A 12,989-nucleotide genomic window follows, 5' to 3' on the forward strand; every position below is an offset into this window, starting at 1 on the left:
GATAATTTATTATATGTGTGGCTTAGATCACATTTTAAATAGAATAAAATTAAATTAATTTAACATTCATTCAATAATAGTTAATCAATTATAAAGTTTCAGAAATCATATTATCTGATGTCGCAATATGATACTGATTTCGGCCATTACTTTTCGCAATATATAACGCATGATCGGCCTGCGCAATAAACTCGGATAGACTGTCATTTAGACTTGGCGTCATGGTGGCAACACCCACACTAATAGTGACTTGCTTGGATACATGGCTTCTTGGGTGAGCAATCCCGATATTACTGATGAGCTCCATGAGTCTGCGTACTTGCACCAGAGCTTGTTCACGATCCGTCATGGCAAACAGTAACAGAAACTCTTCGCCACCATAGCGTGCAGCAAGATCGCCACTGCGTGAGGCGATAGAGCCGAGCATAATCGCGATGCGCCGTAAGCATTGATCCCCTTGAATATGCCCCAAGGTATCGTTATAGAGCTTAAAGAAATCGATATCGATCATCATGATCGTGATTGGCAGTCCATGCCGTGTCGCACGTTTCCATTCATTCTCGAGCACCTCATCCAGATAACGGCGATTTGCCAGACCTGTTAAGGCATCCTGTTGAGAGAGAATCGACAGTTGTTGGGCTTGTCGCATCAGTTCTAAACGGTTGAGTTCGATCATGCAGTTTTGCAGATAGTTTTCACGGTGTTGCCGATCGGTTGCATAGGCAAGCGCCATACCCAGAAAACTGCTGAAGGTATAGGTACGGTTCAGGAAGGTCCAGTCGATGGCACCACTGAGCCATGTACTGGCAATAATCCCGATTAAACCGCCAACCCAGCCCGCGATAATGGCCGTATAGAAGCGCATACCGACGAAACCGTAGATGATCACCACGGCATACATCATAGCGGCATGGAACAGAACGTTATTTTGTCCTTGTTCCAGTACGTTAATGATCGTAAACGAAATAGCGACAGCGCCCATGGAGCCGATACAGACATAGTGGTCAAACCATTTATTCATCATCGGCAGGAAAGACAGCATCCATGCCAAGGTAATAATGATCCCAACCCATCCGTAGGTTGCCATCCAGGTGATACGCAGATCTGTAGGTAGAACCTGATAGATACCGAAGCTTAGAAATAGATATAAACCTAAAATAATAGGGGCGCGATAACGAAACTCATGCGCAGCCTCATTTCTGTACTGATCACGATAGATCACTTCTAATTCTTTAGGAAACCAAACTAAATTTAGCCCGCGAGAAATTAACAAGTCGATTTGTTCTTGTCCCAATATATTGGAAGCTTTCAACTTCATCTTATCTCTCACCACTCCCAAAAATGTTCTTATAAATGTCAAAATAGGGATTATTTTTTTACTACGTTACACTGATTTAAATAGAATGTGTATTAGATTATAAAAAAATATTAATTTTTAAATAATAAGCATTGCCTAATATAATGATTCAAGCTTAAATTAGATTCAAGAAATAAAAAGCTGTTACAAATTAAACGGCAATCGATTGTATCTTGATGGCATTGAGATACAATTTATAAAAAAGCATCAATCATGGTCAATGATTGAATTAAGTCATACGAAATAGGATGCATCGCAATGACTGCTATGAATCAATATGGAACAAAACTAGAAATCACACCTCACTCCGAATGGGCGCAACAGTTCTGGGACGACCTGTTACCTTCAAAAGAAAGAGTGAGTAAACATCCGTTATTTATGGATATGGCAAATGGTTCATTAAGTCTGGAATGTTTTCGTTCAGCCTTATTGAATTTCTATCCCTTGGTAGCTCATTTTCCGTCTTATATGGCCGGATCATTGGCGAAAGCAACCTCATTTGAACTGGATGGCGTGACTGAAACCCGAGACTGGCTGATCCAGAATATCAAGGTGGAAGAACGGCATTTGAATTGGTATCAGGACTGGGCAGGGGGATTTGGTCTGACGGTTGAGATGCTCAACAATGTCAAACCACCTGTGGCCATGAATGCCGTGAATCACTTTTTATGGGATGTCAACTTCCGAGGCACGCTGGCTGAAAGTATTGCTGCGACCAATCTCGCAATTGAATGGGCAACAGGCGACTGGACTATTCAGGTGTATAAAGGAATTCAGGTCTATACCCAGCATCCTGAGGTCAATATCAATAAACGTTCTTTAGCGTGGTTAAGAGCGCATGCACATTATGATGATTTGCATCCTTATGAAGCGATGGAGCTGATTAAGCGTTTATGTGATAAAGATCCTGTACTACAACAAAAGGCTTTTCTGGCTGCTCAGGAAGGTCTGGCCTATTACGAATTGGCTTTAGATGAGTGTTATAAATTACAGCATAAAAATTAAAGGCTTTTGAGTATTCAGTTTTGATAAAAAATGATGGATATCCAGAAGTGGAATCTCCTCGGTTTTGACTGCAACCGAGGAGATAAAAGTCATTCTTCGCGGTTAAGGCTTAAATCATTGCAGGGTCACTCACCGAATCTTCACCTGTTTCGACTCGTCCTGCAAAGCGACGATAAAACTTGGTTTCCTGTGTGCAGCTTACAGCGAAGTCGTACCAGTGTCCGATATCAGCCAAGTCCCAGTGCTGAGTGGAGCTTTGTCCTGCTTTTACTGTGATTTTGATTGCAGGGTCAGTACGATATGCCACAGGGCTAATCACCAGTTCAACATCCTTCGTTCCTGAGTTGTTCAGGTCGACATAAACATTGCCATTGGCAATATCATAGCAAACCCGAATCTCGGGATTGATGTATAAATCCTGATTAAGATTCAAGTCACCTTTGAAATGCCGATGAAAGCCATTTGGTCCCATTACCCAGAGATCATATAGGCCTTGATTGTCTTTTTGCGCGCTCCAAACATCATCCAGACTTTTTCCAGCTTCTACAATGTAACGGCGCGGAACCCGATTTAAATTTAATTTGTCGTAGACATGAAAGACTGCACCTTGGCTGCCTGTATTTGAAAATAGCAGCTTGACCGTTCCATCATTCTGGCAACGTGCACTGGTATGTAGTTCATAAGGCAGTCCTTTAGAGCGGCGAATACCGCTGGCTTGAATGGGCTGTTGTAAATAGGTTGGGATAGGCATATTAGGTAGTTTCTGTTGTGCCTCACGGAGCTGATCGGCTTGCTCTCTCGTTTGTTTACCATTGAGTTGAGGTAAAACATCTTCATTCGGCGTTTTAAAGTTAAATGCAGAACTGAGATCACCACAGATGGCACGGCGATAAGGGCTTATATTTGTCTCTTTAACACCAAAACGTTTTTCCAGAAACATCAATACCGATGTATGGTCAAATACTTGAGAGTTAACAATCCCTCCACGACTCCAAGGTGAAATCACAAACAGTGGAACTCGAGGACCAGGGCCATAAACACCATTGTCTTTTTTAGGTTGGCTGCTACTGCCTAGAGGTGCGTCATGCACATAATATTCATGACGCATATCTGCTTGGCTCAGTGTTGATTTACCTGCATAACTATTATCTGCCTGTAGTGTCGGTGCTGATGGAGATGGAACATGGTCAAAATATCCATCATTTTCATCAAAATTGATCAGGAATACGGTTTTGCTCCACACCTCGGGTACGGCTGTTAAAGCATCTAGTATTTCCTGAATAAACCAAGAGCCTTGTACTGGGCTAGATGGGCCAGGATGTTCACAATAAATTGAAGGGGCATTGATCCAAGACACCTGAGGTAATTTTCCAGTTTTGATATCGTTTTTAAATGTATCTAGGAATTCTTCTGGAGAGTTACCAGGTAACGTATTGGCGATGCCTTTATAGAGCGGATTGTTGGCATTATCCGTAGTTGCATCATAGGCTTTGTAAGGCAACTTTTGTGCGGTCACATTATAAGGACGATTGGGTGCGCCGCCACTCGACACAGGATAGCCAGAATCGATATTGGCTTTTCTGAACGTGCGGAATGCACCGAGCATGTTATCGCCCCATTCATCAGGCATATTTTGATAACAAATCCAGTTGATTCCAGCTTCTTCGAGTCGTTCCGCATAGGTTTTCCATGTATAACCGACATCAATTGTTTTGGGATCTCCATCAATCCAGTCCCATTCATTATTCACAAATGCAGTACTGGTTGGGACTGCACCATTGGTTCCTGTTAAATGGAAGGAACGATTGGCATCTGTACCTGTATGCATGGAACAGTGATAAGCATCACAAATCGTAAATGCATTGGCTAAGGCAAATTGATAGGGGATCTCCTGTTCCTTGAAATAACCCATGGCATAGTCCGTTTTATAAGTTGGCCAGTCGGACATACGACCATTGTCCCATGCTTTTTGGCTATCCACCCAAGTATGGTTGGTACCGGGTGCACGTTGGGCATTATTGCTTGAGCCATCTAAATGGAATGGGGTTAACAGGGTGCCATTACTGCGTTGCTGCTGCCAAACTGTACGACCATTGAGTAAAGGAATGGTGTGGCGATCAGCAAAGCCCCGTACACCTTTCAATGTGCCAAAATAATGGTCAAATGAGCGATTTTCCTGCATGAGGATTACCACATGCTCAACATCCTGGATAGTTCCAGTCTTATTATTGGCCGGGATTGCTAAAGCTTTTTGAATACTTGCTGGAAAAGTTGTTAAAGCGGCAGCACCAAAACCTGTTTTAAGTGTGTTTGCTAAAAATTGACGACGATTAATCACGTGATTTCCTCTTATTGTTCTTTATGCTCATGGTGCACAGCGCATCACTGGTTTTTTGGCATCATCAGGTTTCGCTGTGACCTGATCATCATTGGAATCATTACAAGCGGTGAGTGCCAATAGAATTGGAACAACGTAGAGACATAAGATCCATCGTTTCATTTTTTTCAACATCTGCTTCATCCAGAATAAAGATGTCAACACACTAGACAGCACTGATGACAGCATGGTGTCATCTAGATGAAGATTCCTTGACGTTTCATAAAGTATGAATAGGAAAAATAAAACATGGGGCGTGTGGATTTAGAGGGGAGAGAATACTCGACCAATATAAAGCAATAGAGATTAAATCAATACCAGCCATATTTATGGACAGTCAATCAGGTTGGACCGTCCAAATAGAATTTAATTCTTCTGTTATCACTGATGAATTAAAGCGGATGCATCTTGTCATCAAAATTTTCGAGTAATGGAAATTCGAGTGCTTTTAGCTGGTCAAGCTGAGTGATGTGGCTTTCAAAATCAGTTAACAGTTTTTGTCGGGCTTCGTGACTGATATAAGGTACGTGATAGGCAATGAAGGGCGGTAGAACTTCAAATCCCGCATAGGCCAATGTGCCACGCTGGATGGATGAAAGATAATGCTCAATTGGCCCATGAATAGTGTTTTCACCAAACATGTGATCACGGCCACCCAACGTTAAACAAAGCATGGCTTTTTTGCCACGCATGCCGCCGTGGTTGTAAAAGCGTTTGCCACCATAAAACAGTCCAGAGACGAATACACGATCAATCCAGCCCTTTAAAATGGCAGGTACCGAAGTCCAGTATAATGGAAAGCTCAAAATGAGTAGATCTGCACGTTGTACTTTTTCAATTTCAGTCTGAATATCCTGTGAAAATTGATGCTGTTTAAATGCATGGCGTTGTTCCAAAGCATAATTCAGGTAATCAGGCTGGTTTAAGCTTTGAAAATCGTCTTGAGATGCAACGGGATTAAAATTCATTGCATACAGATCGGAGATTTCAACGTTGTGGCCGAGTTTTTCAAAAGTTTGTTGTGCCTTGTCCTTGAGTGCACTGGTAAATGACAAATTTTCTGGATGAGCATGCACAATCAGTATATTCATTGGGATATCACATTAATCAATATATTTTAGATAAATGAACTATGCCGAAATGCTTAAAACTGGCATAGTTCATTAGCTGCCAATATTTACCATTTCACGCCAAATTCATGTGATGAGAACATAAAAATGAGCCCAGAATTACCAGGAAGCTATGTCAACTTATTGATCGATGTGGTGAAAAAATGGAATATTTCTCCTGAGCAAATGCTGGCAGGTACAGGTATTCAGGTGCAAAAACTTGAAGCTCCGTTCTGGTATGTCGATATGAATATTTTCAATTATTTACTCGAAAAAGCGGCGACCTTAACCAAGGAACCTGCAATGAGTTTATATCTTGCTCAGGACATGCGGGCATCTTGCTATGGCAATGTGGGAATCGCTGCAACCGCAGCACAGACATTATCGGAAGCGATAGAGATTTTAGAGCAATTTATTGGCCTACATTGCGCCGTTTTTAAGCCTAGACTTAAGATTGACGGCGAAATAGCGTATTTATATTTTTCTCAGCCATTACGGCCAGAGCGATTGAATCAACACGCGATTTGCTTTTTGATATTTGGATTTGCACAGATTTTGGAGAGTCTGGCTCAAGTTAATCTGGAGATTCGCTATAAGTTTCAGCAAGATAAACCTGATTTTTATAGGAATATCCATCCGAACAAGTATTTAAGCGTGGATTTTGCTGCAGAAGCAGATTGTCTGATTTTTAAGAAAGAATGTTTGGATATACCATTAAAAACCTCAGATCCGTTGCTTGCACGTTTAAGCAGACAACAATGCCAGCAAGATGCTCAGAAACTGGCACAAAAAAGAATGGGAAGGGATCGTCTGGATGCTGTGATTAAAGCCATGATTTATGACGAACAGGATGGTTTTTTATCAATAAAACAAATTGCAGGAAAGCTGCATATTTCGGAGAGATCATTACAAAGGCAGCTAGGACAGCAACAAACAACGTTTCAGACATTATTGGCAGAGGTGCGTAGACAACATGCTGAGCATTTATTAAAACAGCCAAAGTTATCTATTCAAGAGGTGGCGGATCGTTTGGGCTATGCTGATATTTCTCATTTCTCACGTGCATTTAAACGTTGGACGAATGTGACGCCCAAATTTTATCGGGAAGTAAGCAAAGCACTAATCGTAAATTAAGTTCATGAACCAAAGCTTTTAATTTAGCAGAATTAGAAAGTCATACCTAATGACTCAAAAATAGACCCTAGAAGCAAAACCAGCGACGGCTTTGCTTTTAGGGTGTTTAAATCAAGTAGTTTGTTCTAGAAAACCTAATATTAAGGAACAATCACAAAATCAGGGTTTGCTATTGCAAAAATTGCTTCGCGATCTGCAACTGGAGGATAAATCCATACAGTATTAATTTCTTGTTTAATTTTTTTCGCCTCGTGACGCACAAATTGAACTTTTCGATCCCATCCTTCAGTATAAAGTGCTCCCCATGGACCTAAGTCAACACAAGTCACATACTTAGGCTGACTATAAGCGTGTAATGGTAAATCAACCAGTTCTGCGGCCGCATTGTAACCCGCTACACGGCCTAGGCTCATCGCATGCTGACACGACATTACGTTAAAATTACCTAAATCGTCAGTTGGAACTTTGACTGTATCTCCAGTCACAAAAATATTTTTTGCTTCAGGTGCATGTAAATAAGCATCACCTAAAATACGACCTAAATTATCTTTTTCACCTGCAATTTGAGAGGTAAGTGAGTTTGCTCGCATGCCCGCAGTCCAAATAACAGTTTCTGCTTCAATTCTTTCGCCGTTAGAAAGTGTTACGCCAGAAGCATCAAGTGCAGTAACGCGCAGCCCAGCTTTACCTTCCACACCGAGTTCGTCGAGAGCTTCACGAATGACAGCCGCAGCTTCATCACCCAATGCAGCACCAATTTCTGCTGATGAATCGACTAAAACCACACGAATATCAGTTTCACCTAAAATGCTATGCAGACGTTCAGGCATTTCGGTCACGGTTTCTAATCCAGTTAGTCCACCACCAGCGACAACTACAGTATTACGTGCTGCATTTGCAGGTTTATGGGCTAAGTTTTTAAGATGTTGATCTAATTTTTCCGCATCTTCTAATGTGCTTACGCTAAATCCATACTCGGTAAGACCTGGTATTGGTGGCATAAACGTGGTGCTTCCAGTTGCCAGAATAAAACGGTCATAGCTTAAAGTCTGTTTATCGCCTTGAGTTGTGGTAATTACAAGATTTTGGGCAGCAGCATCAATTTCATTTACCCAGCCAGCCACATATTTAACGTCAACTACGCTTAATACTTCTGAAATATCAGGGTACATATTTTCAAGTACAGCTTCATAAAGACGCGGACGAATATCCACATTTGGACTAGGGGAAACCATTACTACTTCAATGTTTTGTTGTTGGGAAGCCAAGTGAATTGCCCGTTGTGCGGCAAGTGCAGCCCATAAACCAGCAAAACCAGAACCTGCAATAATAATACGCTTACTCATTTGATTATCCTTTTGATCGATTTTTTCGGACATACAAGTTCTAGCTCACTCCCAAATTTTGGGTGAGCGAATCCTTTCTCTGACTGTCCGAAAAATCTGAGAAAGCGTTTAAAACGATTACGGGGTGTTATTGCTCTAGGATTTGAGACCCTTTCAGCTCATTAGTCTGGCGGTATATCCCGTGATATCTTACTTTTCCGCATTTTTGCTGTTCTTCCTTCAATGCGTTCATTGATCCAGCCATTTACATCACTAAAAAATACATCGGGTGCATAACGGCCAAAACGATCTGCAATATCACCAAGTGTATGTGCACCTAAAGCATCTCGCATGGCTTTTTCAGCCTGTAGCATAACTGCATGAACTGCACACACACCACTGGTTGCCCAATCGGGTGGGGTATTGTTAAAGACTGCACATTTACCACGAACTTCTTGACACTCAAAAAGTGGTTTTTCACCTTCAATTGCATTCACAATATCTAAAAAACTGATTTCGTGAGCAGATTGGGCCAGTAAATATCCGCCGCGAACACCTTCTTGTGCTACAACAAGTCCAGCCTTTTCAAGTTTAGGAAAAATCTTGGCCATAAAACTTGGAGAGACTCCTTGTAATTCGGCAAGATCCTTACTACTCAAAGGTTTGTCTTCATTATTCACAAGAAAAAGAAGACAGTGAATCGCATACTCGACGCTACTAGTGATATAAGCCATTTAATTTCATAATTGATCAATTACAAACACAGACTAATGCAGTCTGTGTTTTAAGTCAACAATAAAACTAAGACAAAGTTGGTCTTAGTTTTGTGTGGAGGTGATTTAGGTGGGAGAAATAGATTCTATGCAATTGAATTTAAATAATTTTAAAGAAAAATTAGGGGGTGTAGATAATTTAAAAATTATTGAATAAACTTACGAATGCCACCAATAGTTTTTTCATATAAAGCTATGAAAATTAGTCAATAAATTGATTTTAAGACATCAATTGAGAGTTTTGAGCGTAATTAAAAACCTAACTATAAATGCAAATTTTGCTAATAAAGGTCTTAAGAATTGACTAAATTTTTTCTAGGAGAGTGGCGGCAGTCCGCCACTAATTAAAATGCTGAGATTGAGGTTTTGATAGTTACGATTTCTGTTTAGCTTTTTGGCGTAAGACATACAAATATAAGTTTTCTACTTTTTCACGTGCCCATGGTGTGGTACGTAAGAATCGCAATGATGATTTAACACTTGGATCTATACAAAAACATCTAATTTCAATTTTATGACTTAAGCCCCCAAAGCCATCGTAGTAATCCAATAACTCATCCAAAATGTCAGCAAGTTTTTTGCCGTGTAGAGGGTCATTGGAGGCGTTCATAATAGATTAACCATATTTTAGGAGAACATCATTATAACCTGAGCTAGTTGAAAAATGAGAGGGTTGGAATTTAAACGTAATTAACATAGAAAATTACAGCTTATCTTTCTATTGATGTGTGCTGAAATAGCAGGAGAACTTCACTTAAGAGGTTCTAGGCAGCCAGCTTGAAAAATCTTCTGCCATTTGATTTAGTGTCTTAAATAAAATCTAGACCTTTCTTTTTATGGAATGAGAACTCTAAGTCAGCAACGTCAATCTCTACGATCATAATTCACGTTGCTTAGCTGTGGCAACAAACAGTAGTGTGTAGCGTACCGTTCTTTGAATCTTTTATTTAACATAATATACATTATGCGAAATAATTATAATTTATTAAGATCATGACTTGTTCCTCACCAAACTCTAGTTTGAAGTCTTCTAATGCTCTATACGAATCTAAATAAAAAACGGCGTAAACTTAATTGATGATTTAAAGTTTGCGCCGTGATGCTTTCTCTGTTTTTTAAATTCTATAGCAAATTAAAAATTCACAGTCCACGACAACTGTGCTGTACGTGGTGCACCCAAGAATAAATAATCATCCCCAGCAAAATTGCCTGCATCGCGCCAGTATTTTTTATTCAATAAATTATCGAGATTCAATCTCAATGTATTGTCATAACCGTATGCATGAAAGTTATACGCAGCGCCAGCATCAAATACACTATAGCCTGACACCTTTACTGTGCCTGTTTTATTGGCATACTTACTACTGCTGTACTGCATACCTGCCAATAAACGTAATCCATCAATTTGTGGGACTTGATAAGATAAATGACTGGCAAAACGTACATTTGGCACATTTTGAGTCTGATGTTCTTTATATTCGGTCACTTGTACATCTTTAAGTCGTGAACGTGTCAATGCCAGACTTGATGTAATATCTAGATTTTCACCTAAACGGCCTTGTAAACCGAATTCCAATCCAAGGTTATGTTGTTCGCCTTCAGCAATATAGTTATTGGCTGCATTGGTATACTGATTATCTTGTTTTAAATCAAATAATGCTGCCGTAAAGAGAAAATCTTGCCATTGCTGTTTCATACCCAATTCATATTGAGTTGAATGTATTGGGGCTAGCGTTATAGGCGCATTATTGGTAAACCAAGGTGCCTGACCACCATCGCTTAAACCTTTGGCATAAGATGCATATAAGTGCGTGCGTTCCCAAGGTTGATACATCACGGCAAATTGCGGCAAGAAACGATTAAAATCGGTCTTTCGAATGCGCTGACCATCTGCTTGATAAGCATTTTCATCTAAATGTAGGAGTTTTCCACCCGCTAAAACTGACCAAGCCGCATTGAAATCAATCTGGTCAATCAATATTAATGCGGTTTGCTGGCTTTCTAAAGACTTGTAGTGATTCGCCAAACGCTTATCAGTTGGTTGATACGCGATGCTATCCTGATAAATATTGCCTGAACCAATCATTTCATTTATTGCATCATATTGTGAATGGCGTTTAGCTGTGTGTGACAATTCTGCACTGAGATTATGTTGCCATGTACTGGTATTAAATTTACCGTTTATGCCAGCCTTAAATTGATTGGTCAGATAGCTGTCATCTGGATTGCGGAAGTCATAAATATCGTAATTACCATTCGGGTCAAAAGTATTACTTTGCGCCTGACAACAACCCCAAGCAAATGATGAATAATCATCTACCACAACACGGCTTTGTGAAGCACTTAAATGCGACGTCCAATTGTCATTGATCTGATAAGTATATTTTAATCCTGTATTTAAGCTATCACTGCTTACAGGTTTACTCCAGCTTTGATAACCCAGTAAACGATCCCATTTCACACCATTTGGTACGGCGTTTCCCCCCAATAATTGATAACCTGGTACAGAACGCTGACGTTGATGTTGTGATTCAAGATCAAATTCGAGCTGGGAACGATCTGAAATTTTCCAGTCTAAAGCGACTGAGCCAAATAAACGACGTCCATTGGCATGTTCAACATAAGGATGAATTTCTTCATTGGCCAGATTAATCCGGTAACCAAATTGTTGCTGCTCGCCCAACAACCCACCTAGATCTGTTGCAACGCGGTAGCCACCTTCACTATCAGTACCTACGGTAACCGACTGTATGTCTTTAGGACGCTTAGTCACGTAATTGACCACACCACCGGGTGTTGACATGCCACTTTGAATCGCACTGATTCCTTTTAGTATTTCAACCTGTTCTTTATTTTCAAGCGCTACATTTTGCTCACCGCGAATCACATTGCCATTCAGCAAATAACTTGAACCCAGATTCAGGGCAAAGCCACGCATGACAAAGTTCGGATAATAGCCAATTGGTGCATAGCCATCCCCTACTGCTGCATCATTCTTTACCACATCTGTGAGTGTTTTTGCATGTTGATCTGCAATACGTTCAGCTGTGATAGTACTGATTGATGCAGGTATTTCGGCCAGACTGTGTTGATTAAAACCAGATAAATTGACTTTAGGTTGATAATACGCACTTTCCGCAGTCTGAGCATTGACTGTAATGGTGGCAAGCCGAGTGCTTTCGCCTTCAGTTTCGGCCTGTGCCACTGTGGAGAGCAGCCCTAAACATGAAAATGAGCCAACTGCCAGTAATGCTGTTTGTAAACGAGAAAGTGGAAAGGTTTTCACAGTATTTGCCAAGTCCTAAAAAATAATTTTACAGTCCGAATTTGCGGCACGAGTATTCACAATTTCTTTAGATTGGACAAGCATATTTTCCATCTATCTACGACTTTTTCACATTTAGCCGATAAATTGAATTTAACTTGTGATCCAAAAGCTTTATTTATACAAAATCAGTTCTGCTGTTGAAAACTCATCTCCAAGTTTGTCCATGATTTCTTCGAGTAATGTATTGATTTCAGGATTGTTATAAGCATGCATGTTTCCGTTGATGGTTTCTCTCACATTACAATTGATTCTTTGCTTAAGTAGTTTATATACACTTTTGTTCCGACCAAACAGGATTCTTTGAATAAGATGATGTTTTTCCAGATCGGACAGGACTCTGTAAATAGTGCCTATTTTGAGGCCGCTTTGTTTATTGGCAATCATATAGATATCATCTGCGGTAAGACCGTTATGTTGAGCAAGTACTTCTAAAACGGAAACTCTGGCAACAGTTGGCGTTAAGCCTTTATTTATTAATAACTTTGAGTACATAAAAAACCTGTAAATTAAAATAATAACAACTCTATTTTTTATAAAAATAAATAACTTGGTATAAATAAAAGTCGAAAAATCGAAGTAAA

The 12,989-nt window shown here is 40.1% G+C and carries 11 protein-coding genes; 2 read left to right on the top strand and 9 right to left on the bottom strand.

All coding sequences use genetic code 11. The features are described from left to right. Positions 1-88 precede the first annotated feature (88 nt). Positions 89-1,318, bottom strand: a complete 1,230-nt coding sequence (locus tag IEV36_RS01845) for a GGDEF domain-containing protein (RefSeq protein WP_004772135.1) — start codon at positions 1,316-1,318, stop codon at positions 89-91. 297 nt (positions 1,319-1,615) lie between these two features. Here IEV36_RS01845 and IEV36_RS01850 point away from each other — a divergent pair, with 297 nt between their 5' ends. Further along, a complete protein-coding gene (locus tag IEV36_RS01850; protein WP_004772138.1) occupies positions 1,616-2,362 on the top strand; it encodes an iron-containing redox enzyme family protein in 747 nt (248 codons plus the stop codon). Between the two features lie 109 nt (positions 2,363-2,471). On the opposite strand, the gene IEV36_RS01855 is transcribed toward IEV36_RS01850, so the two are convergent. The 3 genes from IEV36_RS01855 to IEV36_RS01860 all read right to left on the bottom strand — a co-directional run bounded on the left by IEV36_RS01855 (position 2,472) and on the right by IEV36_RS01860 (position 5,830). Then, the gene (locus tag IEV36_RS01855; RefSeq protein WP_005257578.1) at positions 2,472-4,700 is read right to left on the bottom strand and encodes a phosphocholine-specific phospholipase C; all 2,229 of its coding nucleotides are present in this window, start codon (positions 4,698-4,700) and stop codon (positions 2,472-2,474) included. 27 nt (positions 4,701-4,727) lie between these two features. Then, on the bottom strand, positions 4,728-4,862 hold the full coding sequence (locus tag IEV36_RS18885) for a hypothetical protein (protein ID WP_264822107.1): 135 nt from the start codon (positions 4,860-4,862) through the stop codon (positions 4,728-4,730). A gap of 269 nt (positions 4,863-5,131) precedes the next feature. Next, entirely contained in the window at positions 5,132-5,830 is a 699-nt protein-coding gene (locus tag IEV36_RS01860; protein WP_005257581.1) for an NAD(P)H-dependent oxidoreductase, read from the bottom strand. Positions 5,831-5,956: 126 nt separating this feature from the next. Between IEV36_RS01860 and IEV36_RS01865 the strand changes: the two genes are divergently transcribed. Beyond that, positions 5,957-6,982, top strand: coding sequence for an AraC family transcriptional regulator (locus IEV36_RS01865; RefSeq protein ID WP_005257583.1), 1,026 nt, complete (start codon positions 5,957-5,959; stop codon positions 6,980-6,982). Positions 6,983-7,122: 140 nt separating this feature from the next. Here the strand turns inward: IEV36_RS01865 and IEV36_RS01870 are convergent, their stop codons facing one another. The 5 genes from IEV36_RS01870 to IEV36_RS01890 form a co-directional block, all read right to left on the bottom strand. Continuing rightward, positions 7,123-8,328 carry an NAD(P)/FAD-dependent oxidoreductase gene (locus IEV36_RS01870; protein ID WP_005257585.1) on the bottom strand — a complete coding sequence of 402 codons (1,206 nt, stop codon included), beginning with the start codon at positions 8,326-8,328 and terminating at the stop codon, positions 7,123-7,125. 161 nt (positions 8,329-8,489) lie between these two features. Then, positions 8,490-9,041 (bottom strand): RrF2 family transcriptional regulator, encoded by a 552-nt coding sequence (locus tag IEV36_RS01875; protein WP_005257588.1) that lies wholly within the window; start codon positions 9,039-9,041, stop codon positions 8,490-8,492. A gap of 412 nt (positions 9,042-9,453) precedes the next feature. Next, positions 9,454-9,690: a VF530 family protein gene (locus IEV36_RS01880; protein WP_005257590.1), complete on the bottom strand. Its 237-nt coding sequence runs from the start codon at positions 9,688-9,690 to the stop codon at positions 9,454-9,456. 522 nt (positions 9,691-10,212) lie between these two features. Beyond that, positions 10,213-12,366 carry a TonB-dependent siderophore receptor gene (locus tag IEV36_RS01885; RefSeq protein WP_005257591.1) on the bottom strand — a complete coding sequence of 718 codons (2,154 nt, stop codon included), beginning with the start codon at positions 12,364-12,366 and terminating at the stop codon, positions 10,213-10,215. 153 nt (positions 12,367-12,519) lie between these two features. Beyond that, the gene (locus IEV36_RS01890; protein ID WP_004772178.1) at positions 12,520-12,900 is read right to left on the bottom strand and encodes a Fur family transcriptional regulator; all 381 of its coding nucleotides are present in this window, start codon (positions 12,898-12,900) and stop codon (positions 12,520-12,522) included. Between the last annotated feature and the right edge of the window lie 89 nt (positions 12,901-12,989).

The organism is Acinetobacter vivianii, from assembly GCF_014635885.1.
Classification (GTDB): domain Bacteria; phylum Pseudomonadota; class Gammaproteobacteria; order Pseudomonadales; family Moraxellaceae; genus Acinetobacter; species Acinetobacter vivianii.

Coding starts and splice junctions, on each gene's coding strand:
- IEV36_RS01845 (WP_004772135.1), bottom strand. CDS start 1,318: ATGAAGTTGAAAGCTTCCAATATATTGGGACAAGAACAAATCGACTTG.
- IEV36_RS01850 (WP_004772138.1), top strand. CDS start 1,616: ATGACTGCTATGAATCAATATGGAACAAAACTAGAAATCACACCTCAC.
- IEV36_RS18885 (WP_264822107.1), bottom strand. CDS start 4,862: ATGAAACGATGGATCTTATGTCTCTACGTTGTTCCAATTCTATTGGCA.
- IEV36_RS01860 (WP_005257581.1), bottom strand. CDS start 5,830: ATGAATATACTGATTGTGCATGCTCATCCAGAAAATTTGTCATTTACC.
- IEV36_RS01865 (WP_005257583.1), top strand. CDS start 5,957: ATGAGCCCAGAATTACCAGGAAGCTATGTCAACTTATTGATCGATGTG.
- IEV36_RS01870 (WP_005257585.1), bottom strand. CDS start 8,328: ATGAGTAAGCGTATTATTATTGCAGGTTCTGGTTTTGCTGGTTTATGG.
- IEV36_RS01875 (WP_005257588.1), bottom strand. CDS start 9,041: ATGGCTTATATCACTAGTAGCGTCGAGTATGCGATTCACTGTCTTCTT.
- IEV36_RS01880 (WP_005257590.1), bottom strand. CDS start 9,690: ATGAACGCCTCCAATGACCCTCTACACGGCAAAAAACTTGCTGACATT.
- IEV36_RS01890 (WP_004772178.1), bottom strand. CDS start 12,900: ATGTACTCAAAGTTATTAATAAATAAAGGCTTAACGCCAACTGTTGCC.